Raw genomic sequence first — 22,886 nt, 5'->3', positions numbered from 1 at the left:
GGGACGGGGCCGGCGGTGGGTTCCGCTCAGGACCGGTGGACCTGCAGGACGTGGAGGTCCGGCGCGTGGTCCGGGCCGGACGGCGGGGCCGGCGGCGGGCCGCAGGACAGCCCGGCCGGAGCGACCAGCCGGGGCAGCGTCACGGCGGCCGGCTGGGGCGGGGCGTTCGGAAGCTGCGCCTCCGGACCGCAGAACGCGTGGCTGGAGCAGCCGCTGCCCGGCAGCGGGTGCTCGCCGTCGGCGGCGCACCACACCAGCGGGTTGCCGTCCGCGTCCACCACCGCGACCGCGGCGTGGTGCAACGCGTGCTGCGCCGGACCGGCCGGACGGTCGGCCCGGGCGGAGCTCGCCGGGTGGTGCGCGGACAGCGCGCGGGCGTTGCCGGCGCACGGCAGCAGGGCGAGCAGGCCGACCAGCAGCAGGGACCACAGCACCACGGCCGGGCGGCGGTCCGCGACGGCGGACCTTCCCGGGGCGGGTGCGAGGGAGCCTGGCGCGGTCATGCGCACATATTAATCAGCCGAACGGGTGAAGCGGTGCCCCCCTGGGGACTTCATTTTCCGGCCGGACCCGGGTCGTTCGAGGGCGGGAAGGGCCTGTTCGGGGCGGTTTCGGACGCTGCCGGCACCCGTCCCTCCGACGTGGCCGGAACCGCCACCCGGGGGGTCTCGCGATGTGCCCGAATCCCGGACACCGCCCTCGTCGTTGAGGAGAATGACGTCGAGCCCGGGAAACCCCGAACCCGCTCGGTGGACGGCACGCCCGGCACACGGACGGCACACAGGGACGAGGAGCGGCCAGTTGAGCGACCACGGCGGCGCACCCCCACACCATCACCGGCCCGAGGACGGCTGGTGGCACGCGGTCTACGCGGGCCCCGCCGGCACCCTCCCCGACACCCCGGACACCGCGGCCGACACCGCCACCGTCGACGACTGGTTCGACTCCGCCGCCGGCCTGATCGGCCCCCCGCGCACCGAGACCCCACCCGCGAAGCCCGCCTGGGCCGACCCCCGCTTCGCCCTCGCCCAGCCCGCACCGGCACCGGCACCGGCGCCCGCCCCGCTCCCGCCACCGGCGGTACCCGAGCAGGCCGCGCCGCGTGCAGCCGCACCGGCGGCGCCCGCGCACCCGCACCGGTCGCCGGCACCGCCCCCGGCCGGGCCCGAGCCCACGGTGGCCGGTGCCGCGGAGCCGCCGACCTCCGAGCGCGAGCCCGCGGGCACGCCCGTGGGACCCGGCGGACGGGCGGACGGAGCGGTGCCCGCCGGGCCCGCGCTCGCTGCGCCCGGTTTCGCGAAGCTGCCGGCTCCGGCGGAGCCGGTGGCCGCCGAGCGGGAACCCGTCGTACCGGTGGACGGGCCGCTGCCCGCCGATACCGCTGATCCGGCCGATCCGGCCGATCCGGCTGATCCGGCCGATCCCGTCGCTCCGGCGGTGGAGCCGCTGCCCGCCGGGGTTCCGGCTGTCGGTCGGCGGGCGCGGGTGGAGGGGGCGTTGCCGCACGTGGGGGAGCGGCCGCCGACGTACGCGCCGGAGCCGACCGCGCTGCCCGCCGCCGATCCCGACGTCCTGGCGGCGGTCGTGCCCGACACCGTGGTGGACGGCGCGCAGTACGGCGGTACGGTGCTGCGCGCGGCGTCCGTCCGGGGCGATTCGGCGCGGTTCCGGGGTGAGCCGCGGCGCGATGCGCTGTTGACGGTCCGGTTCGGCAGCGGGGAGGACGGCCTGCTGCTGTGCGTGCTGGCGTCGCCCTCCCGGGAGGCGGACGCGCAGTGGGGTGCGGGCGCCGCCGCGGAGGCGGCCCGCCGGCTCGCGGGGGCGGTCGGCCGTTCCCGCGCCGAGCTCGCCGCGGACCTGCGGACGGGCGCCCGCGACCGGCTGCGGTACGGCCTGCAGCGGCTGGCGGTCCGGGCGGCGCTCCCGCTGCGCCGCGGGGACGTGCCGGACGACCGGCCGGAGGAGCAGCCGGACGTGCCCGGTGGCGAGCACGGTTCGCTGCACTGCGTCCTGGTCTCGCTGGACCCGGCGGCCTCGCACCGGGCCGCGTTCGGCACCGGCCCGGGCGGCCTGTACCTGCTGCGTTCCGGCCACTGGATCGACGCGTACGGGGCGCGCCTGCTGCACCACCCGGACGGCGAGCCGGTGCTGGCCGCGCAGGCGGTGCCGGGGCCGAGGCCGTTCCGGTTCCGGCTGGTGCCGGCGACCCCGGGCGACATCCTGCTGCTCTGCACGCCGGGGCTGGCCGCGCCGATCGCGGACGAGCCGGCGGTCGCGCACTTCCTGTCCAGTCACTGGGCGCATCCGCACCCGCCGGGCACGGTGGACTTCCTCCGCCAGGTCCAGGTGCGGGCCAAGGGCTACGCGGACGACCGGACCGCGGTCGCGCTCTGGACGGAGTGACCGCAGCCCCGCGCGTCGGCCCGGCGGTCAGCCGCCGAGCAGGGCGGCGGTGACGGCGGAGACCTGGGCGGTGGCGCGTTCGCGGTCGGCGCCGGGCAGGCCGATGGCGATCGGGACGGCGAAGCCGTCCAGCGCGGCCCGCAGCTGTACGGCCCGGTCCTGGGCGGAGCGGGCACCGTCGCCGGCGGCGGTGAAGACCCCGGCGGCGACGCCGGCGGTGATCAGCGCGACCAGGTCGGCCTGCCAGGGCGCCTCGATGTCCAGCTGTCCCTGCCGGATCTCGGCGCTGGCGGGGGAGCGCCCCCACACCTCCAGCCAGAGGATCCAGCGCGGGTCGCCGGGCCCCTCGGGCAGGTACAGGTCGACGTAGGCGGCGAGCCGCTCGTGGACGTCGCTGTCGGCGCGGGCGAGGGCGGCGCGGCGGCGTTCGCCGAGCTGCTCCTCGCTCCAGCGCAGGGTCTCCAGCAGCAGCTGGTCCTTGCTGCCGAAGTAGTAGAGCAGGTGGCCGGCGCTCATCTGGAGCTGTTTGCCGAGGCCGGCCATGGTCAGCTTGGCGAGCCCGTGCTCCGCGATCGCCGCTCGGGCCGCCGCGAAGACCTCTTCGCGCGGCCGGGCCGGACGTCGCGCCCGCACCTCGCCCATCTGCACTTCCTCCCGGATTCTCCGGGGTGTTCCCGGCTGCTCGGCCCGACCTCCCCACGATACGGCGCCCGCTCCGCGCGTCGTCGGCGCGGGCCGTCGGTTCACCAGCCGCTGTGCTCCTGGCCGGACGCCTCCTCCTCGCGTCCGGCCTTCCGTCCCGCCTCGTACACCTTGCGGACGAAGTCGGCGGCCCGCTGCCGGTCGAGGCCGTCGGTGAGCCGCATCAGTTCGTCGGTGAACTCGGTCAGCCAGTTCGTGGTCATGACCCCATGACACCCCGTCCGCCGCCGGCCTGCACGCCGTCAGCCCCGCCGGGGTTCCCAGCGGAGCAGGCGGCGGGCGAGGACCACGACGGCGGCGAGCCAGGCGGCGATCATCAGCAGGGAGGGGCCGGCGGAGGTCCAGCCGTGCAGCAGGTCGAGGTGGGGGAGCGGTCCGCCCTCCCAGCTCTCCGCGCCGAAGTCGCGGCCGAACCAGGCCGTCCGCAGGCTCTCCACGACCGGGGCCAGCGGCAGCGCGTGGGCCGGGCCGCGCAGCCACTCGGGCAGCGAGGCGACCGGGCTGAACACGCCCGCGCCGAACATGCACAGCACCAGGACGGGGGTGGCCACCAGCGGGGCGACCTCGCTGCTCGGCGTGACCCCGGACAGGGCGATCGCCAGCACGGCGAACAGCAGGTAGCCGCCGACCAGGGTGAGCAGCAGCAGGGCCGGGTCGGCGGGCAGCGGCGCGCCGAACCAGCCGACCGCCACCCCGCCGAGCACCAGCGCCTGCAGCAGGACCACCACGCCGCCGGCGCCGAGCTGACCGGCGAAGATCGCGGTCGGCGGGACCTCGGTGCCGCGCAGCCGCTTGAGAACCAGGTCCTCGCGGCGGGCGACCACGCCGTTCAGCAGGTTGATGAACGAGGTGACCAGCGCCAGCCCGAGCAGGCCGACCGCGACGTACCCGGCGGCATTGACCCCGCCGATCTGCCGGCCGCGCAGCGGGGCGGCGATCACCAGGTTGAGCAGCACGGGCAGCAGGAAGCCGATGAAGGTGGAGCGCCGGTTGCGCCAGAACACCTTCCAGGAGAGGCCGAACTGCCCCTTGGCGTACGAGGTCCAGGTCATCGCGGCAGCCCTGCCTTCGGACGGGAGCGGTCGGTGCGGTCGGTGCGGTCAGTGCGGTCGTTGCGGTCGGCGAGGTCGAGGAAGAGGTCCTCCAGGGAGCCGCCCCGGACCTCCAGGCCGTCCAGCTCCACGCCGCGGCCGGCGGCCCAGGTGTGCAGGGCGGCCAGCGCGGGGGCGCCGCGCGGCACGGTGTACACCGCGCGGCCGTCCGCGAGCGCGGGCAACGCGCCTTCCAGGGAGGGGAGTTCGCCGATCGTGCAGCCGCGCGGGACGGGCAGCGCGATCCGGTCGCCGCGGCCGGCGAGGACCTCGCCGACGGTGCCGGTGGCGGCGATCGCGCCGCGGTCCATGATGGCCACCCGGTCGGCCAACTGCTGGGCCTCCTCCAGGTAGTGGGTGGTCAGCACGACGGTGGTACCGGCCGCCTTGAGCTCCTGGACGAGCCGCCAGGTGGTGCGCCGCGCCTCCGGGTCCATGCCGGTGGTGGGCTCGTCCAGGAAGAGCAGTTCGGGGCGGTTGAGCACGGCGAGCGCCAGGTCGAGCCGGCGGCGTTCACCGCCCGACAGCTGACCGATCCGGGTGGACGCCTTGGCCTCCAGGCCGACCAGGCCGAGGACCTCGGCCGTCGCGCGGGCCCCGCTGATGAAGGAGCGCCAGCTGTCGACCGTCTCCCTGACCGTCAACTCCTTGAAGAATCCGCCCTCCTGGAGCATCACGCCGGTCCGGCGGCGGACCTTCGCACCGTCCGCGTACGGGTCGAGGCCGAACACCCGCACCGTGCCGGCGGTCGGCGGGTGGTAGCCCTCCAGGACCTCCAGGGTGGTGGTCTTGCCGGCGCCGTTGGTGCCGAGCAGGGCGAAGAGTTCACCGCGCGCGATGGTGAAGGACACCCCGCGCACGGCCTCGTATTCGCCGTAGCTGCGCCGCAGGCCGTCCACTTCGACGACCGGCGGCCGGGAATTCTGTGAGCTTCTTTCAGGTGTCATGGAATACAGCGTGACCGGAGTCCCTGCTTTCATGCAAGAGGGTCTGTTTCCGCAGTTCAAAGCCTATTCAAAATGTCATGGTGGAGGTTGTGACATTTTCTCTGCGGCAATTCTGACATCCCGTACTGTTCCCGCCGCGGCGGGCGGGCCATATTTGAGTCATCGCCGGGAGCGAAACGGAGAAATCCGAAAAGCGACCGGGAGGGAGAGCGGTGACCGACCCCCTGAGCGGGCCGGCGCCACAACCGGAGGGAGACCCCCATGGCCGAGAACCTGAACACCGAGAACGAGCAGTTCGACATCGAGGTCGAGGAGCTGGACACCGTCAACGGCGGCGTCAGCGTCTCCTCGCTCCTCTCCGCCGCCTGCCCGGTCTCCAGCTTCAGCTCCATCTCGAACTCCGCGGCCGAGACCACCGCCGAGTAAGGGTCCCGTGCGCTGGGGTGGGACCGTCCGCGGTCCCGCCCCAGCACCCCGCCCGGCCCCGAGCATCGGGCAGAGCAAGCGAATCGGAAGACATCGGAAGAAGGAGAGCCGGGCGACATGGACAGCCTCCGGCACGAGCTGACGCGGTTCATCCAGCAGCCCGCCGCGCAGCAGGACCCACCCGCGCTCTACCGCAGGCTGCTGGCCGAGGCACCCGTCCTGGACCTCGGCCCGCTGTACGTGGTCTCCGGGCACCAGGAGATCCTCAGCGTCCTGATGAACCCCGGCACCGCCGTCGACCCCACCACCGTCGGCCTCCCGCGAGCGGGCGGCACGGCGCTGGTCCAGATCGTCAACCGGATGCTGCCGATGCGCGACGGCGCCGACCACACCCGGCTGAAGCGGCTCGCCACCACGGCGTTCAGCGCCCGGCGGCTGGGACAGATGCGACAGCGCATCGAGTCCACCACCGAGCGGATGCTCGCGCCGCTGCTCGCCTCCGGCTGCTTCGACCTGGTCGCCGACCTCGCCGTACCGCTGCCGGTCGCCGTCTCCTGCGCCATCCTCGACGTCCCCGACTCCGACCACGACCGGATCACCGGCTGGGCCGGCCTGGTCGCCCGCGCCCTGCTCGACCCCTTCCCCGACGAGGCCCAGGCCGCCGAGCTGGACGCCGAGTTCGCCGAGTTCCACGTGTACGTCGAAGAACTCTGCGCCGCCCGCGCCGCCGACCCCGGGGACGACCTGATCAGCCGGCTCACCGTCGCGCGGGCCGAAGGGCGGCTCGACACCGAGGAGTTGCTCGCCTTCGTGGTGATGCTCTTCGCGAACGGCCTGGAGACGCTCACCTCCGGCCTCGCCGTCGCCGCCTTCCAACTGCTCACCACGCCCGGCCTGTCCGAGCGGCTGCGGGCCGAACCCGCCGCCGCCGAGGCCGTCTTCGACGAGGCGCAGCGGCTCGGCAGCCCGGTCCGGGCCAGCGCGCGGGCGCTCACCCGCGACGTCCGGGCCGGCGACACCCTCATCCCGGGCGGCAGCGTCGCCATGCTGCTGTACGCCGCCGCCAACCGCGACCCGCGGCGCTACCCCGACCCCGACCGCTTCGACCCGGACCGGGCAGACCGGCACCACCTCGCGTTCGGCCACGGTCCGCACCACTGCCTCGGCGCGCCGCTGTCGCTGATGGCCGGCGCCGCGGTCCTGCGCGGCCTCGCCGCCGCCGACGCCGAGCGGCGGCTCGGCACACCGCTCACCGAGGAGACGGTCCGGCGCAGCGAGCAGTTCGCGTTCGGCGGGATGCGCGAGCTGCCGGTGTTCTGCCCGCCCCGCGACGAACTGATCGGAGCGACGGCATGACCACCGCGACCACCCCGCCGGAGGCGAAGACCCCCGCCGGAACGACCCCGCCGGCCGAGTCCGGCCCGGCACCCGCACCCGCGGCCACGGCCGAGGGCCCGCGCCCTGCGGGCGGATCCGCCCCGGCGGAGCCGGGTGCCGGTGGCGAGGGGACGCACACGTCTGCGGTCACGCAGGTCGCGCGCCCCTCCGCCGCCGAGCCGGCGGAGTCGCGGAGCCGGGCGGCGGTGGCCGCCGCCCGGGCGGCCGCGGTGCTCGAACCCGGGCTGGACCAGCCGGTGCGGCTGATCGGCGCGCGGCTGTGGGTGGCGGGCGTCGCCCTGCTGCTCGCGGTCGGCGCGGGCGCGGGCTGGGCGGCGTTCGGTTCGCTGCCGCACACGCTGACGGTGAACGCCGTGGTCGCGCACGGCCCGGCCCCCGTGCAGGTCGCCGCGGACCGGGCGGGTGCCCTGTTCGAGACCCGGGTCCGTCCCGGGGACCGGGTGGCGGCCGGCCAGACCGTCGCGGTGGTCCGGACGGCGGGGGAGGGCGATGTCGAGGTACGCGCCGCGGCCCCCGGCACGGTCACCGCCCTGCTCGCCGCACCCGGTGCGCAACTCGCGCCCGGCAGCCCGGTGGTGGCGCTCGATCCGAGCGACGCCCCGGCGGTGGTGCGACTGGTCGCGACCAGTGCGAAGGACGCGGCGCGGCTGGCGCCGGGCCGGGCGGTGCTGGTGCCCCTGCCGGGCGGCGGCGTGGTCCGGGCGGTCGTCACGGCCGCGGACCCGCTGCCGGTGGCGGCCGGTTCGCTGGCCGGCACGCTGCCGGTCGCCCCGCCCGGGCTGCCCGCCGGGGACACCCCGGTGTGGCTGGCGTACGCCCGGCTCCCGGACGGCACCACGGTCTCCGCGCCGTTCACGCTCCCGGTGAAGGTCGACCTCGGCGCCCGCCACCCGTACCAGGCGGTCCTGAACAAGGAGCCCCGCCGATGAGCATCGACATCCGCCCGGCCGGCCCCGACGCGAACGCGTCCGCGGCCGGCGGGCCCGACACCTCCGCCACCGCCGGCGGAGCCGCCACCCGGCCCACGACGGCCACCACCACCGGCGCAGCCGGTTCGCGGTCGGCGTCGACAGGGCCGGCCGCGGGCGCGGTGCCGGCGGCAGCCGGAACGCTCGGCGACGCCGCTGCGCACGCTGCCGGCCCGGCCACCGCCACCGGCGCAGCCGGTCCGCGGAAGGTCTCGGCCGAGCCCGCCGCAGGCGCAGGGCCGGCTGCCGCCGCCCCGTCCGGCGGAGCCGGTCCGGCGAAGGCGTCGACCGGGCGCGCCGCGGGCGGGAAGCGGGGGCGGCGGTACCTGCGGACGCCGACCGTGCCGCAGATGGAGGAGCAGGACTGCGGGGCGGCGTGCCTGGCCGTGGTGCTGGGGGCGTTCGGACGGCGGGTGACGCTGCAGGAGGCGTCCCGCGCGTGCGGGGTGAGCCGGGACGGCGTGAGTGCCGCGGCGGTCGCCCGCGCGGCCGGGCGGTACGGGCTGGTGGCCCGGGGCCGTCGGGTGGTGCGCGGCGAGGGCCGGTCGGCCGGTCTGGACGCGGTGCCGGTGCCGTCGATGGTGCTGGTGACCGGTCCGCACTTCGCGGTCTTCGAGGGCATCCGGCGGGGCCGGGTGCACGTCAACGACCCTTCGCTGGGCAGCTATTCGGCGACTCCGGCGGAGTTCTGGGACTCGTTCGCGGGGATCGCGGTGGGTTTCGAGCCGGGTCCGGACTTCGAGCGCGGCGGCCGCCGCTTCCCGCTGCTGCGGTCGCTGACCGCGCGCCTCCGCCCGTATCTGGCCCCGCTGCTGGTGGCCGTCCTGGTGGCGGTGCTGGTCGCCGTGCCGGGTGTGGCGGCGGCGTTCCTGCTGCGCGCGTACCTGTCGGCGGTGGTGACCGGTGGCGCGTCGGACTGGGCGGTGCCGTTGACGCTGGCGGCGGTCGGGGTGACCGGTCTGGTGCTGCTGGGGACGTGGCTGCGGCAGGCGCTGGTGAACCGGGTGCTGGAGGCGATGGCCGCGCACTCCTCGGCGGGTTTCCTGTGGCGGATGCTGCGGCTGCCGGGCGCGTTCTTCCACCGCCGGCAGCTGGGCGGCCTGGTGACCCGGGTGCAGTTGAACGACGGTCTGGCGAACCTGCTGTCGCACCGGGTGGCGTCCGCCGCCGCGTCGGCGGCGTCGGCCGCGGTGCACCTGGTGGCGCTGGTCCGGCTGGTGCCGGAGCTGGCCGCGGTGCCGGTCGCGGTGGCGGTGCTGGACGCGGTCGCGCTGCGGGTCGCGGACCGGCGGCGCGGCGGGATGATCCACCGCCTGCACGCGGAGCAGTACAAGCGCGACGGTGTGGCGTTCGCCGGGGTGTCGGCGATCGAGACGGTGAAGGCGGAGGGCGCGGAGGACTCGCTGTTCCGCTCGTGGGCGGGCTGGCAGGCGCGGGCCGCGCACACGGGTCAGCGGGTGGCGCAGGCGGTCCTGGTGCCGCTGTCGCTGCCGGGGGCGCTGAACTCGGCGGCGAGCGCGGCGGTGGTGGTGGCCGGCACGGCGCTGCTGATCGGCGGTTCGCTGTCGGTCGGGACGCTGCTGGCGTTCCTGCTGCTGCTCAACGGCTTCCTCCTGCCGGTGTCTCAACTGGTGGGAACGGGTGCGGAGTTCACGGTGGCGCGAGCGCAGAACGCGCTGCTGGAGGACGTCGAGACGTCCGAGCCGGACCCGTACCTGGCGCCGGTGCTGGACGCCCCGGCGGAGCCGGTCGCGCTGCGCGGTGAACTGGAGCTGCGGGACCTGGCGTTCGGCTACGACCCGAACCGCCCGGCCACGGTGGACGGCGTCTCGCTGACCGTGGCCCCGGGGGAGTGGGTGGCGGTGGTCGGATCCAGCGGCAGCGGCAAGTCGACGCTGGCCCGGCTGGCGGCGGGGGTGCTGCGGCCGTGGAGCGGCGAGGTGCTGCTGGACGGCCGGCCCCGCGAGTCCTGGCACCGGGCCGTGGTGACCGGCCAGGTCGCCTACGTGGAGCAGCAGTTGCGGTTCTTCGAGGGCACCGTCCGGGACAACCTGACGCTGTGGAACCCGGCCGCCGACGAGGGCGCCCTGCACCGGGCGCTGGCGGACGCGGAGGCGACGGAACTGGTGCGCCGGCGCGGTGGGTTGGACGCCGGGCTGGTGGAGGAGGACGCCCGCAACCTGTCCGGTGGCGAGCGGCAGCGGCTGGAGCTGGCCCGTGCGCTGGCGCTGGACCCGGCCCTGCTGGTGCTGGACGAGGCGACCTCCGCGCTGGACGCCCACACCGAGGCGGCGGTCAACGCCAATCTGCGCCGCCGGGGCGTGACCTGCCTGGTGCTGGCGCACCGGGCGAGCACCATCCGGGCGGCCGACCGGGTGGTGGTGCTGGCCGGCGGCCGGGTCGTCCAGCAGGGCACTCCGGCCGAGCTCGCCGACCAGGACGGCCCGTACCGGGACCTGCTCGGCGAGGGCGGTCGCGGCGTCGGCGACGACGCCCCCAACGGAACCGAGGAGTCGGCATGAGCACCGCGACGATCGACCCCGCAGCGCGCACGGCGGCGGAGGCCGCCACGAGCACTGCGGAGGGCACCGCCGCCGCGAACCGGGCCGCGCTGGCCTCGGCGCTGGGGGGTCTGCAGCCCGGCGGTCGTCCGCCGACAGCGCCGCGCGACCGCGCGGACCAGGCGCAGGCCGTCCTGCGGGCGCTCGGCTTCCAGGGCCCGGCGGAACTCCCGGGCGCGATACGGAAGGCGGCCGATCCGCTGGCCGCGCTGCTGCGGCTGCTGGGCGTCCGCTGGCGCCCGGTGACCCTGCCGGCCGGCCCGGACGGGCACGGCGACCCGAGCGGCACGGACGGCCCGATGGTCGGCTTCGCGGCCGACGACGGCCGCCCGGTCGCCCTGGTCCCGCGTCCGAACGGCCGCCACCGCCGGCACGACCCGGCCGCGCCGGCCGGCCGGCGCGGCGGGCCCGCGCTGGTGCGGCAGGCGCTGCTGCTGCACCGGCCGCTGCCGGCCGGGGCGCCGGGGCCGGGCGGGCTGCTGCGGTTCGCCCTGGCGGTGCCCGGGGCCAAGCGCGACCTGGGGGTGCTGTGCGCGGCGGGTCTGGCGTCGGCGCTGCTGGGTCTTCTGGTTCCCCTCAGCACCGGTGTGCTGCTGCCCGGCCTGCTGCTGGCCGAGCGTCATCCGGTGCGGTGGTTGGCGGTGCTGCTGGGTTCGGCGGTGGTGGCCTCGTGGCTGCTGGTGCTGGTCCGCAACACCGCCGCGGTCCGGCTCACCGGCCGGGTGCAGCACGCGCTCGAACCCGCTGTCTGGGACCGGCTGCTGGCCCAGGACGCACGGTTCTTCCGCGACTGGACCACGGGTGACCTGGTGCACCGGGCCAATGCGGTCGCCCAGGCCCGGCAGGCGCTCTCCGAGGTGTTGGTGGGCGCGGTGCTGGGCGCGGTGTTCGCGTGCACGGGGCTTTCGGTACTGCTGCTGATCGACTGGCGGCTCGGCGGGCTGCTGCTGCTCGCCGTGCTGGCGGTGATCGCCGGGCTGCTGCTGCTCGGCCGTCGGCGCCAGCGGTACGAGTCCGAGGTGTACGCGGCGCACGGGCGGCTGCACGGCACCCTGTACGGGCTGCTGCTGGGCATCGACAAGATCCAGACCGCCGGACGGGAGATCCAGGCCTTCGCCCGATGGGCCGTCCCGTTCGCCGCGCAGAAACGCGCGGACGCGGCCGCGATGCACGTCGATGCCGCCGCCGGGGCGCTCACCTCGGCCCTGCAGCCGCTGCTGCTCACGGTGCTGCTCGCCGGGGCGACGTTCGGTTCGGGCGCGGAGACCGCCCATCTGATGGCCGCGGGTGTCGCGGCCGGACAGGTGGCCCTCGCGCTCGGCCAGGTCACCCACGCGGCGGCGAGCGCGTACGGGGTGGCGCCGGTGCTGGACCGGCTCCGGCCGATCCTCGCCGAGCCCGCCACCGCCGTGGCCGGCGCCGGGTCCGGGGCCGCGACGGTGGCCGAGGACCCGGGCCGGCTCGGCGGGGCGGTCGCCCTGGACGGGGTGACCTTCCGCTACCCGGGGACGGCCCTGCCCGCCCTCGACGGGGTGTCGCTGCACGCCGCGCCGGGGGAGTTCGTGGCGGTGGTCGGCCCGTCCGGGGCGGGCAAGTCCACCCTGATCCGGCTGCTGCTGGGCTTCGAGCAGCCGGAGGCGGGCGCCGTCCGCTACGACGGGCGGGACCTCGCCGGGCTGGACGCCCGGCTGGTCCGCCGCCAGGTCGGCTCGGTCCTCCAGCACGGCCGCATGCTCCGCGGCTCCCTGCTGGAGAACCTGGCCGGCGCCGATCCGGACGTCGAGGAGGACCGGATCTGGCGGGCCGCCGAACTGGCCGGCATCGCCGCCGACCTGCGCGCCCTGCCGATGGGCCTGGGCACCAGGGTCGGCGAGGACGCCCAGGGCTTCTCCGGCGGCCAGGTGCAACGCCTGCTGCTGGCCCGGGCGCTGGTGCGGGAGCCGTCCGTCCTGCTGCTGGACGAGGCGACCTCCGCGCTCGACAACGCCACCCAGGCCAGGGTCGCCGAGGCCGTCGCGGGCCTCGACCGCACCCGGATCGTCATCGCCCACCGACTGAGCACCATCCGCACCGCCGACCGCATCTTCGTGCTGGACGGGGGACGGGTGTCCGCCGAGGGCACCTACCGCGAACTGCTCGGCGCCGACCCGCTGTTCACCCGCCTCGCCCGATTCCAGGAGATGTGAGATGTCGCTCGACCTGCAGACCTGGCTCCGCACCACCGGGAGTCCGGCCCCCACCGGCACCGCCGGACCCGTCCTGCTGCCCGACGTGCCAGGCGGCGACGAGCGGCTGCGCGCCGTGGTGTCCGCCGCCGCGTCCTTCGAGGAACGGGCCGCCGCCCGGGCGGACGGCGAGGCGCTGTTCGAACCCGACCCGGGGGAGGACCGGCGCTCCCGGGCCGCCGCCGTGGAGACCTGGCTGAGCCGGGCGGCCGGCGAGCAGCGCGCCGCGGGCGTGCTGCTGGACCACCTGGCCGAGACCGGGCGCCCGCTCGGCGAGGGCCTGCGCCGGGTGCGCCTGGCCGACCCGGCCCGGCTGCCGGCCTGGGCGCACGCCCTGGCCGTCTTCCTGCGCGCCCAGCCGACCGACCGGGCCCCGGGCCCCGGCGCCCTGGTCGAGGGCTTCGTCCGGGCCGCGGCCGCCCTGCTGCCGAGCGCCGCGGGCGGGATCCTGGGCGTCCCGGTCACCGAGGAGGCCCGCGCCGACCTGGCGAAGACCCTGACCGGGCGGCTCACCGAGGCGTGCAACCTGTCCTTCTGCCACGAGTTCCAGCTCTCCACCGGCCGCCCCCGGGCCACCGGGTGGGACGCCGAGGGCGGCCTCGACTCCTCGCAGGACGGCTGGCTGGCCCGGCTGGAGCGGCTGCCCGGCCTGGCGTTCCTGGTGGGCACGGTCTGCCTGCAGTGGCAGCACGTGTACACCGAGATGTTCGCCCGGCTCGCCGCCGACCGGCACCTGCTGGTCGGGCGGATGTGGCAGGGCACCGACCCGGGCGCGCTGCACTCCGTCCGGGGCGACGCGGGCGACCGGCACGCCGGCGGCCGCTCGGTGGCGCTGCTGCGCTTCGCCGACGGGCAGGGCGTGGTCTACAAGCCGAAGGACATGCGGCACGCCACCGCCTTCCTCGCGCTGGCCGCGCGGCTCAACAAGGAGCTGAGCCTCGACCTGCCGCTGCGCACCGTGCTGGTGCGCAGCGACCGGGGCGACGACGGCCACGGCGCCTCGCTGGACACCGGCTGCGAGAGCGACTACGGCTGGGAGGAGCTGGTGCCCAGCCGCCCGTGCGCGGACCGCTCCGGCTTCGCCCGGTTCTACACCCGCCTCGGCATGACGATCCGCCTGGTGCAGCTGCTGGAAGGCCGCGACCTGTGGGCGGACAACCTGCTCGCGGACGGCGAGCACCCGGTGCTGATCGACCTGGAGTGCCTGCTCTACCCCCGGGTCCAGGCCCCGCCGGTGCTCTCCGCCGCCCAGCACGGGCTGCTGGACGAGCTGGAGACCACCGTGGTCCGCACCGCGATGGCCTTCCAGGCGTGGACCCCGGCCGGCCGGACCGACGCCCTGGACATCGGCTGCCTCTCCCGGGTCGGCGGCCTGGAGGTCGCGCCCGGCGTGCCCGCGCTGCCGCTGCCGCCGTACCGGCCGGTGGCCGACGGCGAGCCGGCCGACCCGTGGGAGTACACCGAGCAGGTGGTCGAGGGCTACCGCGAGATGCACCGGACGCTGTACCGGCTGCGCGAGGAACTCGCCGACCCCGAGGGCCCGTTGAGCGGCTTCCGGGGGGTCTGGGTGCGCTACATCTGGCGCCACACCTGGGACGGCTACAAGATCCTGCGGGCCTCCACCAGCCCGCTGGCGCTGGACGACGGCGCCACCCGGGAGACGGTGATCGCCGGCGCGCTGCGCGGCGCCGTGGTCGCCCGGGCGGGCGACCCGGACCGCGGCGACCTGCTGGAGGTGGTCCTCTCCGAGCTGGACTCCTTCCGGATCTTCGACATCCCGTTCTTCCGCTCGCTGACCACCTCGTCCTCGGTGTTCACCGCGGACGGCCGGGAGATCCCCGGCCACTTCCAGTCGACCGGCTGGAAGCGCCTGCAGCAGCGGGTCGCCGAACTGGAGGGCTTCGACCTGGAGGCGCACGTCGGCGTGCTGTCCGGCTGCGTGGACGCCGCCCGCCTGGGCACCGAGCTGTCCCGCCCGGCGCCGTCCCCGGTCCGCCGCCGCGCGGTGCCCGGCCCCGGCGAACTGCTGGAGCGGGCCGCCGCGATCGGCGACCGGATCCTGACCGACCGCCGCCGGACCGGCTGGCTCGGCCAGAGCTGGTACCCGGGCACCGGCCTGCGCCAGGTCGAGGTGCTCGGCCCGGACCTGGTCTCCGGCACCCTGGGCATCGCCCTGCTGTTCGCCGAACTCTGGTCCGCCACCGGCGAACCGCGCTTCCACCGGGCCTCGCACCGGCTGCTCACCGAGGCCGCCTCCCTGGTCGACCCCGACGAGCCGCGCGCCTTCTCCTTCGCCGGCGACTCCCGGCTGGCCTCCGGCGCCCCGGTGCCCGGCGGCTTCGCTGGACCGGGCGCGCTGATCCACGGCCTGGCCCGCGGCGGCCTGCTGCTCGGCGAGCCCGGCTTCCTGAGCGCCGCCCAGGCCCTGGTGCCCGGCGCGCTCACCGTCGCCCGCTCGGCCTCCGACCGGCCCGGCCGCCCGGCCAAGGTGCCGCACGCCGACCTGCCGCTGGGCACCGCCGGCCTGCTGCTCAACCTGCTGCGGCTGCGCCGCGCGTCCGGCGCCGGGCACGCCCCGACGGACGAGGCGATCCGCACCCTGGCCGCCACCGCCGTCGCCGACCTGGGCGATCCCGACGCGCGGATCCCCGAGTTCGACTTCCTCGACCTGGTGCCGGGCGGCGCCGACTCGGTCGCCGCCGCGCTGGCCCGCACGCTGGCCGAGGCGCCCGCCCTGCTGGCCGACCCGGCCGCCGCCCGGGAGCGGCTCGCCGCGCACCGCTTCGCCACCGGCACCCGCAGCGGCCGCCTGGCCTGCCTGGACACCGCGGTCTCGCTCGGCGCGGACGCCGTCGACCAGGCCGACCTGGGCAGCCTCACCCCGCCGGTCACCGGCCCGGCACTGGCCTCGCTGACCGGCCGCGCCCTGGTCGCCACCGCCGGCGAGGCGCTGACCGCCGCCGAGGCGGGCCTGCTGCACACCGTCCCCGAGGGCACCACCGCCCTGGTGCCCGGCCCGTTCTTCGACGGCCGGGAGGCCGCCGGCCTGCTGGTCCGCGAACTGATGGAGCGCCGGCAGGCCTACGGCACCTGGTTCCCGGACCGGGCCGCCGAGGACTCCGTCAACCTCGGCGCACTCGACGGCACGGTCGCCATCGGCCTGCTGCTGCTGCGCCTGTACGACCCGGCCGCCGCCCCGCTGGCCACCCTGCGCTGAGCGCACCCGGACCCGTAAGGAGGAGTGACCCGCCATGTCCGAACTCATCGGCTTCAAACGCCACTACACCCCGTACGTCGTCGACGGCGAAGCCGTCTACCTGGTCTCCGAACGCGGCGTCTCGGTGGTCGACGGCAACCTCGCTCAGGCCCTCGCCCCGCTGCTGGACGGCACCCGCACCGCCGAGCAGATCGGCGCCGCGCTGCACGGCACCGTCCCCGCCGAGCGGGTCGACGGAGCGGTCGGCAAGCTGCGGGCCGGCGGCTTCGTCGCCCCCGCCGACCCGGCCACCGACCGGCCCGGCGCCGCCTTCTTCGAGATGGCCGGGCTGGACGGCGACGCCGCGATGGCCGCGCTGCGCACCGCCCGGGTCCGGGTCGAGGTGTACGGCGACCTCGACGTCGAGCCCTTCCTCGCCGCGCTGGAGGCCGCCGGGGTCGCGGTCGACGAGGACGCGCCGTTCACCGTCGCCCTCACCGCGGACTACCTGCACCCCGGGCTCGCCGAGCGCAACCGCGCCGCGCTGGCCGACGGCCGGCCCTGGCTGATCGTCCGCCCGGTCGGCTCGATCGTCTGGACCGGTCCGGTGTTCGTCCCCGGCGCCGACGGGGAGGAGGGCGCCACCGGCTGCTGGGAGTGCCTGGCGCACCGGCTCTCCGCCAACCGCCAGTCGCTCAGCTACCTGCAGCACCGGCTCGGCCAGGACGAGCCGATCCCGACCGCCGGCGCGCACCTGCCCGCCACCCTGGCCCTCGGCACCCAGCTGGCCGCCCTGGAGACCGCCAAGTGGCTGGCCGGCGCCCGGCCCGCCGAACCCGTGGTGCTCACCCTGGACACCGTCCTGCTGGAGACCGAGCGGCACCGCCTGGTCCGCCGCCCGCAGTGCGAGAGCTGCGGTGACGGCCGGATGGTGACGGAGCGCCAGCTGAAGCCGGTGCGCTTCGAGAGCCGGCCCAAGGCGTTCACCGCCGACGGCGGCCACCGCTCCACCACGCCCGAGGAGATGCTGGACACCTACCGCCCGCAGCTCAGCCCGATCACCGGCGTGGTCACCACCCTGGTCCCGGCCGCCCGGACGCCCACCGGGCTGAAGGTCTACGTCTCCGGGCAGAACCTCTCCCGGCAGAGCGGCGACCTGCGTCAACTGCGCACCGGCCTGCGCTCGGTGAGCTGCGGCAAGGGCCGCACCGACGTCCAGGCCCGGGCCAGCGCGCTCGGTGAGGCGATGGAGCGCTACTCCGGCGTCTTCCAGGGCGACGAGGCCCGCCGGCTCGCCCGCTTCGCCGAACTCGGCGACGCCGCGATCCACCCCTCCCGCACCCTGCTGTACAGCGACCGCCAGTACGCCGAGCGGCAGCGCTGGAACGTCAAGCAGTCGATGTTCAACATCGTCCCCGAGCGCTTCCGCGAGGACGAGGCGATCGAGTGGTCCCCGGCCTGGTCGCTGACCGCGCAGACCACCCGCTGGCTGCCCACCATGTCGATGTACTACGGCTACCGGCACCGCAACGGCTTCTACGCGGCCGGCGACTCCAACGGCTGCGCCGCCGGCACCTCCTTCGAGGACGCCGCCCTGCAGGGCTTCCTGGAGCTGGTGGAGCGCGACTCGGTCGCCCTGTGGTGGTACAACCGGGTCCAGCGCCCCGCGATCGACCTGGACGCCTTCGGCGACCCCTACATCGACACCCTGCGGGACGTGTACCGCGGGCTGCGCCGCGAGATCTGGGCGCTCGACCTGACCTCGGACTTCGGCGTCCCGGTGGTCGGCGCGTTCTCCCGCCGCACCGACAGGGCATCCGGATCGGCCGGGGGCGAGGACGTGCTGATCGCCTTCGGCGCCCACCTGGACCCGCACATCGCGCTCACCCGCGCCCTCACCGAGATGAACCAGTTCCTCGGCCCGGTCGCCGGGGACGCCGAGGGCCGGGTCACCTACGCCGGCGCCGACCACGAGCAGAAGGCCTGGTGGACCACGGCCACCGTGGCCAACCAGCCGTACCTGCTGCCCGACCCGGCCGCCCCCGCCTCCGGCCCCGGCCGCTGGCCCGTGCTGGCCGGCGCCGACCTCGCCGACGACCTGGCGCTCGCCCAGCGGCTGGTCGAGGACCGCGGCATGGAGTTCCTGGTCCTCGACCAGACCCGCCCGGACGTGGGCCTGCCGGTCGCCCGGGTGATCGTCCCCGGCATGCGGCACTTCTGGGCCCGCTACGCCCCCGGCCGCCTCTACGACGTGCCGGTGGAGCTGGGCTGGCTGAAGGAGCCGACCCCGGAGAGCGAGCTCAACCCGATCCCGATCTTCATCTGACGCCGTGCGGAGCCGCCGGGCCGACGGGCCCGGCGCCCGCCCATCTGGGGAGAGGTACCCATGACCGTCATCGAACAGCTGCCCCCGACCCGGACCACCGGGGGCGGACCGCTCCGCCGGCTCCTCCGGCTGCGCCCCGAGGTCGACGTCACCGCCCAGGGCGAGGACGTGGAGCTCGCCCACCCCTGGGGACGCCAGCGGGTCCACGCGCTCGGCGCCGCCACCGTCACCGCGCTCGACGCGCTCACCCGCGAGGACGCCGACCTGGACGAACTCGCCACCCGCCAGGTGCGCCTGCTCAAGCTGCTGGAGCGCTTCCCGTACCTGGTCACCACCACCGTCGCCGACCTGCTCGGCGCACCGCTGGCCACCGCCGTGCCGATCGCCCGGTCGGCCGCGCTGCCCGGCTTCGCCCGGGTCGGCGGGGCCGCGGTGCTCTCCCGCTTCGCCTACCTGCGCCGGCTGCCCGACGGCCACGGCGAGGCGTGCGTGCTGGAGTCGCCGATGGCGCCGTTCCGGCTCACCCTGCACCAGCCCGCCGCCGGCGCGTTCGTCGCCGCACTGACCACCGCCCGGCCGGTGGCCGAGGCGGCGGCGATGGCGGGGCTGTCCGCCGAGGAGGGCGAGGCACTGGCCGGACTGCTGGCCGGCGGCGGCTTCCTGGACGCCGGCAGCGGCTCCGAGGCGCCGCTGTGGGACTTCCACGACCTGCTGTTCCACGCCCGCAGCCGCCCCGGCCGGCACGACTACCCGACCGGTGGCGTCTTCGCCCACCAGGACATCGACCAGCTGCCCGCGGTCTCCGGGGCCGGAGCGCGCGAAGAGGGGCCCGGCATCGATCTGCCGGTCCCCGAGTGGGACACGGTGGTCGCCCGCGACCCCGCGCTCAGCGAGGTGCTGGAGGGCCGCCGCTCGGTGCGCCAGTACGCCGACACCCCGGTCACCCTGGAGCAGCTCGGCGAACTGCTGTACCGGGTGGCCCGGGTGCGCCGGATCATCCCCGGCGACCCGGCCGACCCGCACGGCTACGACGGCGTGGACCGCCCGTACCCGGCCGGCGGCGCCACCGGCGAACTGGAGATCTACCTCTCGGTGGTGAACTGCGTCGGCCTGGAGCCGGGCGTCTACCGGTACGACGCCGCCGCGCACCGGCTGCGCCACCGGGTCTTCCACCACCCGGGCGAGAAGCAGGCGTACCACGAGCTGATGACCGCCGCCTGGCGGGCCACCGCGTGCACCGTCGACCCGCAGGTGCTGCTCACCGTCACCACCCGGTTCGGCCGGCTGTCCTGGAAGTACAGCCAGATCGCGTACGCGCTGACGCTCAAGCACGTCGGCGTGCTCTACCAGACGCTGTACCTGGTGGCGACCGCGATGGGCCTGGCACCGTGCGGCCTCGGCTCGGGCGACACCGACGCGGCGGCCCGGGCGCTCGGCCTGGACTGGACGGCGGAGTCCTCGGTCGGCGAGTTCCTGATCGGCAGCCGTCCGGCCGACGTGCCGCGGACCGCCACCGGCTTCGCCGACATCGTCACCGAGGCCAGGGAGGGGTGAACGCGCCGGTGCCCCGTCGCGCGCCGCAGGCGGACGGGGTACCGGGGGGACGGCCCGGCCTCACAGCCACCCGCACTCGCGGGCGATCCTGATCGCGTCGCAGCGGTTGCGCGCCCGGGTCTTGGCGATCGCCGCGGAGACGTAGTTGCGCACCGTCCCCGGGGAGAGCGACAGCGCGGCCGCCGCCTCGCGGATGGTCGCGCCGTCCGCTATTTCGGAGAGCACCGCCAACTCGCGGCGGCTGAGCGGCGTCTGCCGGTCGGTGCGGACCACGTCCAGCACCAGCCGGGGGTCGTACACCCGGCCGCCGCGGGCCAGTTCCCGGACGGCGGAGATCAGCGCCCCGGCCGGCACGTCCTTCAGCAGGACCCCGGCGACGCCGTCGGCCAGGGCCCGCTGCAGCTCGTCGGTGCGGCGCACGGCGGGCGCCAGCAGGAGCACCGCGGTGGTCGGGGCCGCCGCGCGGATCATCGCGGCGGTGGCCGGCCCGCCCGGCCCGGGGACGTCCAGGTCGAGCACCGCCACGGCGGGCCGGGTCCGGGCGGCCTCGGCGGCGGCGTCCTCGCCGCAGACCGCCTCGGCGACCACGGAGAGGTCGTCCTCCCGGTCGAGCAGGGCGCCCAGCCCGGAGCGGAACAGGTGCTGTCCGTCGGCGAGCAGCACCCCGGTGGTGCCGCGGTCGGCCGCCGCCGGCACGCTGCGGACGGGGTGGAACGGGGCGGCCCGGTCGAGCGGGCGCTCCAGTGCTGTGGTCATCCGGCTACCTCGGGATCTCGGCGGGTCGGGTGCGCTGGCCGGAGAGGTCCGGTCAGCCCCAGCCCCAGGTGTCCTGGTGGCTGACGGAGGGCGAGGGGGAGGCCTCGACGTTGGCCGGGGTGCCGGTGCCGGGCAGCGGGCCGTTGGGCAGGGCCCCGGCCTCGACCGGTCCGCCGGCGGTGGTGCCGTCCGCCGTGACGACGACCGCGGGCCGGTCGGCCCCGTTCAGCTCGGCGGCGGTGGCGACGCCCGCCACGAGCAGCGAACCCAGTGCGGCAATCGCGACAAAACGGATGTTCAGCGTCATGAGGTTGCCCGATCCTCTCGCGTTCGGCTGTGCTCCGGGCTGCTCCGGAGCCAGATGGTGCGGGCAGACGGGCGTTTCAGGAACCTGGTCCGCGTCCCCCGTCGGGGGCTGCTCCCGCGGCTTTCGGTTCCGCCGTTCTGCCGACAACAACGAGAGTGGCCGCTCCAGGGGGTGGCTGTCAGCATCCGGAGCTGGCACCAGAGTGCCGTGACACCCTGAGGCCACCTCGACCCGGCCTCGACCGGAGCTCGACCCGGGCTCCGGCGGGCGCCGCGCGAGCGGGGGGCTTCAGTTCCCGGCGGGCGCCTCGTGCAGGCCCAGGGCGATCCACGGGTCCGCCTCGCACCGCTCCAGCCGCCAGTCGGCCAGCGGGCCGAACGGCACCGTCAGCACCCGGCAGGCGTGCCCCAGCAGGTGCTCCGCCTCCAGCAGCGAACCGGCCGCGAGGAAGCACACCCCCGAGAGCTCCCCGGGCGAGGAGCGGAACCGGGCGTGCTCCAGCCGCGCCCCGGCCATCCGCAGCAGCGCCGACAGCGCCGAACGGACCGCGGGCTCGGCCGGCTCGGCCGTCCCCGCGGGCGCGGACAGCCCCACTCGGATCGCGTACATTCCTCCAGCCTGACTGATCGACAGGAGCGCGGGACGGTACGGTCGGTGTCACATCGACGCCTGGCATCAAGATGACAGTGCGCCGTCGGCCTTCACAGTTCGGCCATGAATCGGCCAGAATTGCCCGCAAGGGTGTTCTACGTTCCCCTCAGTAGCGCTAGTCTGACGCTCTGTCAGAAGATCAGTCCGAGACCCGGAACCGGTCCTCAGGAGGGCGAGATGGCGAGATCCCTGCCGCCGACCGGCCGACGGCCGCGAGCGAAGGACGGCCGTTGACGAGCCCCGGCCCGGTCGGACTCGACCCCTTCGGCGAAGCGGTCTACCGCACCATGCTGCTCCACCCCGAGCTGGACGCCCACGGCCTCGCCGCACGGCTGGAGGCCAGCGAGCAGGAGATCCGCGAGGCCCTCGACCGGCTCGCCGACCTCGCCCTCACCCGGCCCACCGGCAGCGGCGACCACTGGCGCGCGGTCAACCCCGAGCGGGGCCTGGCCACCCTGCTCGCCCACCAGGAGGCCGAAGCCGCCCGGCGCCAGCTGGAGATGGAGCGCAGCCGGGCCGCCATGGCCGGCCTGATCGCCGAGTACGCCAGCGTCCACGCCCCCACCGAGCAGCGCGGCATCGAGGTGATCAGCAGCCTCGACCAGGTCCGCGACCGGCTGATCCAGCTCGCCTCCGACGCCACCGCCGAGGTGCTCTCCTTCGCCCCCGGCGGCCCGCAGCCCGCCCAGGTGATGGAGGCCAGCCGCACCCTCGACCAGGAGACCCTGGAACGCGGCGTCCGGATGCGCACTGTCTACCAGGACAGCGTCCGCAACGACCCGCCCACCGTCCAGTACGCCCGCTGGCTGCACGGCCTCGGCGGCGCGATCCGCACCGCACCCACCCTGCCGCTGCGGATGATCCTGGTCGACAACGCCACCGCGATCGTCCCGATCGACCCCGAGGACCCGCGCAAGGGCGCCGTCGTCCTGCACAGCCCCGGCGTCATCGCCGCCCTGCGCGCCCTGTTCGACCAGGTCTGGGAGCAGGCCCGCCCGCTCGGCGAGACCGCCCAGCGCGACCCGCACGGCCTCACCGGCCAGGAGCGCGAACTGCTGCGCCTGCTCGCCGAAGGCCTCACCGACGAGCGCGCCGGCCAGCGCCTGGGCGTCTCGCTGCGCACCGTCCGGCGGATGATGGCCGACCTGATGGTCCGGATGGACGCCCGCAGCCGCTTCCAGGCCGGCATCCAGGTCGCCGCCCTCGGCTGGCTGGAGGCCCCGGAGGGCGCCGCCACCTGACCCCCGGGCCGGGCGCGGAGTCCGGGCGGCAGCCCGCGGCGGCGGTCTGTTACCGTCGTCGGGCCGGCCGCGGGACTCCGGTGCGACTTCCGGAACGTGCCTCTATCGCGATGATTCGCAGCTCGCGCCCCCAC

General features: G+C 76.1%; 18 protein-coding genes. 10 read left to right on the top strand and 8 right to left on the bottom strand.

Annotation, left to right across the window (positions count from 1 at the left end; translation table 11 throughout):
- Positions 1-26 precede the first annotated feature (26 nt).
- Positions 27-503, bottom strand: a complete 477-nt coding sequence (locus ABEB06_RS09945) for a hypothetical protein (protein ID WP_345696454.1) — start codon at positions 501-503, stop codon at positions 27-29.
- Positions 504-801: 298 nt separating this feature from the next.
- Between ABEB06_RS09945 and ABEB06_RS09940 the strand changes: the two genes are divergently transcribed.
- A complete protein-coding gene (locus ABEB06_RS09940; RefSeq protein ID WP_345696453.1) occupies positions 802-2,403 on the top strand; it encodes a hypothetical protein in 1,602 nt (533 codons plus the stop codon).
- A gap of 27 nt (positions 2,404-2,430) precedes the next feature.
- Here ABEB06_RS09940 and ABEB06_RS09935 read toward each other — a convergent pair whose 3' ends face one another.
- The 4 genes from ABEB06_RS09935 to ABEB06_RS09920 all read right to left on the bottom strand — a co-directional run bounded on the left by ABEB06_RS09935 (position 2,431) and on the right by ABEB06_RS09920 (position 5,143).
- Entirely contained in the window at positions 2,431-3,045 is a 615-nt protein-coding gene (locus ABEB06_RS09935) for a TetR family transcriptional regulator C-terminal domain-containing protein (RefSeq protein WP_345696452.1), read from the bottom strand.
- A 101-nt stretch (positions 3,046-3,146) separates the two neighbouring features.
- Positions 3,147-3,308 carry a hypothetical protein gene (locus ABEB06_RS09930; protein ID WP_345696451.1) on the bottom strand — a complete coding sequence of 54 codons (162 nt, stop codon included), beginning with the start codon at positions 3,306-3,308 and terminating at the stop codon, positions 3,147-3,149.
- A gap of 39 nt (positions 3,309-3,347) precedes the next feature.
- A complete protein-coding gene (locus ABEB06_RS09925) occupies positions 3,348-4,157 on the bottom strand; it encodes an ABC transporter permease (RefSeq protein WP_345696450.1) in 810 nt (269 codons plus the stop codon).
- Positions 4,154-5,143, bottom strand: coding sequence for an ABC transporter ATP-binding protein (locus ABEB06_RS09920; protein WP_345696449.1), 990 nt, complete (start codon positions 5,141-5,143; stop codon positions 4,154-4,156). The genes ABEB06_RS09925 and ABEB06_RS09920 overlap by 4 nt, the downstream gene beginning before the upstream one ends.
- Before the next feature lie 261 nt (positions 5,144-5,404).
- Here ABEB06_RS09920 and ABEB06_RS09915 point away from each other — a divergent pair, with 261 nt between their 5' ends.
- The 8 genes from ABEB06_RS09915 (at position 5,405) to ABEB06_RS09880 (ending at position 19,797) form a co-directional block, all read left to right on the top strand.
- Positions 5,405-5,569: a hypothetical protein gene (locus ABEB06_RS09915; protein WP_345696448.1), complete on the top strand. Its 165-nt coding sequence runs from the start codon at positions 5,405-5,407 to the stop codon at positions 5,567-5,569.
- Positions 5,570-5,686: 117 nt separating this feature from the next.
- The gene (locus tag ABEB06_RS09910; RefSeq protein ID WP_345696447.1) at positions 5,687-6,925 is read left to right on the top strand and encodes a cytochrome P450; all 1,239 of its coding nucleotides are present in this window, start codon (positions 5,687-5,689) and stop codon (positions 6,923-6,925) included.
- Positions 6,922-7,896 carry a hypothetical protein gene (locus ABEB06_RS09905; RefSeq protein ID WP_345696446.1) on the top strand — a complete coding sequence of 325 codons (975 nt, stop codon included), beginning with the start codon at positions 6,922-6,924 and terminating at the stop codon, positions 7,894-7,896. The genes ABEB06_RS09910 and ABEB06_RS09905 overlap by 4 nt, the downstream gene beginning before the upstream one ends.
- A complete protein-coding gene (locus ABEB06_RS09900) occupies positions 7,893-10,457 on the top strand; it encodes an ATP-binding cassette domain-containing protein (RefSeq protein ID WP_345696445.1) in 2,565 nt (854 codons plus the stop codon). Before ABEB06_RS09905 ends, ABEB06_RS09900 begins: the two co-directional genes overlap by 4 nt.
- Positions 10,454-12,682 (top strand): ATP-binding cassette domain-containing protein, encoded by a 2,229-nt coding sequence (locus ABEB06_RS09895; protein WP_345696444.1) that lies wholly within the window; start codon positions 10,454-10,456, stop codon positions 12,680-12,682. The genes ABEB06_RS09900 and ABEB06_RS09895 overlap by 4 nt, the downstream gene beginning before the upstream one ends.
- Before the next feature lies 1 nt (position 12,683).
- Positions 12,684-15,938 (top strand): DUF4135 domain-containing protein, encoded by a 3,255-nt coding sequence (locus ABEB06_RS09890; protein WP_345696443.1) that lies wholly within the window; start codon positions 12,684-12,686, stop codon positions 15,936-15,938.
- A 34-nt stretch (positions 15,939-15,972) separates the two neighbouring features.
- On the top strand, positions 15,973-18,243 hold the full coding sequence (locus tag ABEB06_RS09885; protein ID WP_345696442.1) for a TOMM precursor leader peptide-binding protein: 2,271 nt from the start codon (positions 15,973-15,975) through the stop codon (positions 18,241-18,243).
- A gap of 60 nt (positions 18,244-18,303) precedes the next feature.
- Complete coding sequence (locus tag ABEB06_RS09880; protein ID WP_345696441.1) at positions 18,304-19,797, top strand: SagB family peptide dehydrogenase; 1,494 nt, start codon at positions 18,304-18,306, stop codon at positions 19,795-19,797.
- Positions 19,798-19,857: 60 nt separating this feature from the next.
- Here the strand turns inward: ABEB06_RS09880 and ABEB06_RS09875 are convergent, their stop codons facing one another.
- The 3 genes from ABEB06_RS09875 to ABEB06_RS09865 all read right to left on the bottom strand — a co-directional run bounded on the left by ABEB06_RS09875 (position 19,858) and on the right by ABEB06_RS09865 (position 21,469).
- Positions 19,858-20,553 (bottom strand): response regulator transcription factor, encoded by a 696-nt coding sequence (locus ABEB06_RS09875; RefSeq protein WP_345696440.1) that lies wholly within the window; start codon positions 20,551-20,553, stop codon positions 19,858-19,860.
- 52 nt (positions 20,554-20,605) lie between these two features.
- Positions 20,606-20,860: a hypothetical protein gene (locus tag ABEB06_RS09870; protein ID WP_345696439.1), complete on the bottom strand. Its 255-nt coding sequence runs from the start codon at positions 20,858-20,860 to the stop codon at positions 20,606-20,608.
- Between the two features lie 288 nt (positions 20,861-21,148).
- Positions 21,149-21,469: a hypothetical protein gene (locus ABEB06_RS09865; RefSeq protein WP_345696438.1), complete on the bottom strand. Its 321-nt coding sequence runs from the start codon at positions 21,467-21,469 to the stop codon at positions 21,149-21,151.
- Between the two features lie 272 nt (positions 21,470-21,741).
- Between ABEB06_RS09865 and ABEB06_RS09860 the strand changes: the two genes are divergently transcribed.
- A complete protein-coding gene (locus ABEB06_RS09860) occupies positions 21,742-22,752 on the top strand; it encodes a LuxR C-terminal-related transcriptional regulator (protein ID WP_345696437.1) in 1,011 nt (336 codons plus the stop codon).
- The last annotated feature ends 134 nt before the right edge of the window (positions 22,753-22,886 follow it).

Source organism: Kitasatospora terrestris (genome assembly GCF_039542905.1).
Classification (GTDB): Bacteria; Actinomycetota; Actinomycetes; order Streptomycetales; family Streptomycetaceae; genus Kitasatospora; species Kitasatospora terrestris.
This window is presented reverse-complemented; position numbering and strand designations above follow the sequence as displayed.

What these genes read in the sequence shown, in the direction of transcription:
- ABEB06_RS09910 (WP_345696447.1), top strand. Translation starts at nt 5,687, where the DNA reads ATGGACAGCCTCCGGCACGAGCTGACGCGGTTCATCCAGCAGCCCGCC.
- ABEB06_RS09880 (WP_345696441.1), top strand. Translation starts at nt 18,304, where the DNA reads ATGACCGTCATCGAACAGCTGCCCCCGACCCGGACCACCGGGGGCGGA.
- ABEB06_RS09885 (WP_345696442.1), top strand. Translation starts at nt 15,973, where the DNA reads ATGTCCGAACTCATCGGCTTCAAACGCCACTACACCCCGTACGTCGTC.
- ABEB06_RS09890 (WP_345696443.1), top strand. Translation starts at nt 12,684, where the DNA reads ATGTCGCTCGACCTGCAGACCTGGCTCCGCACCACCGGGAGTCCGGCC.
- ABEB06_RS09915 (WP_345696448.1), top strand. Translation starts at nt 5,405, where the DNA reads ATGGCCGAGAACCTGAACACCGAGAACGAGCAGTTCGACATCGAGGTC.
- ABEB06_RS09870 (WP_345696439.1), bottom strand. Translation starts at nt 20,860, where the DNA reads ATGACGCTGAACATCCGTTTTGTCGCGATTGCCGCACTGGGTTCGCTG.
- ABEB06_RS09905 (WP_345696446.1), top strand. Translation starts at nt 6,922, where the DNA reads ATGACCACCGCGACCACCCCGCCGGAGGCGAAGACCCCCGCCGGAACG.
- ABEB06_RS09875 (WP_345696440.1), bottom strand. Translation starts at nt 20,553, where the DNA reads ATGACCACAGCACTGGAGCGCCCGCTCGACCGGGCCGCCCCGTTCCAC.
- ABEB06_RS09945 (WP_345696454.1), bottom strand. Translation starts at nt 503, where the DNA reads ATGACCGCGCCAGGCTCCCTCGCACCCGCCCCGGGAAGGTCCGCCGTC.
- ABEB06_RS09900 (WP_345696445.1), top strand. Translation starts at nt 7,893, where the DNA reads ATGAGCATCGACATCCGCCCGGCCGGCCCCGACGCGAACGCGTCCGCG.
- ABEB06_RS09895 (WP_345696444.1), top strand. Translation starts at nt 10,454, where the DNA reads ATGAGCACCGCGACGATCGACCCCGCAGCGCGCACGGCGGCGGAGGCC.
- ABEB06_RS09935 (WP_345696452.1), bottom strand. Translation starts at nt 3,045, where the DNA reads ATGGGCGAGGTGCGGGCGCGACGTCCGGCCCGGCCGCGCGAAGAGGTC.
- ABEB06_RS09930 (WP_345696451.1), bottom strand. Translation starts at nt 3,308, where the DNA reads ATGACCACGAACTGGCTGACCGAGTTCACCGACGAACTGATGCGGCTC.
- ABEB06_RS09920 (WP_345696449.1), bottom strand. Translation starts at nt 5,143, where the DNA reads ATGACACCTGAAAGAAGCTCACAGAATTCCCGGCCGCCGGTCGTCGAA.
- ABEB06_RS09925 (WP_345696450.1), bottom strand. Translation starts at nt 4,157, where the DNA reads ATGACCTGGACCTCGTACGCCAAGGGGCAGTTCGGCCTCTCCTGGAAG.
- ABEB06_RS09865 (WP_345696438.1), bottom strand. Translation starts at nt 21,469, where the DNA reads ATGTACGCGATCCGAGTGGGGCTGTCCGCGCCCGCGGGGACGGCCGAG.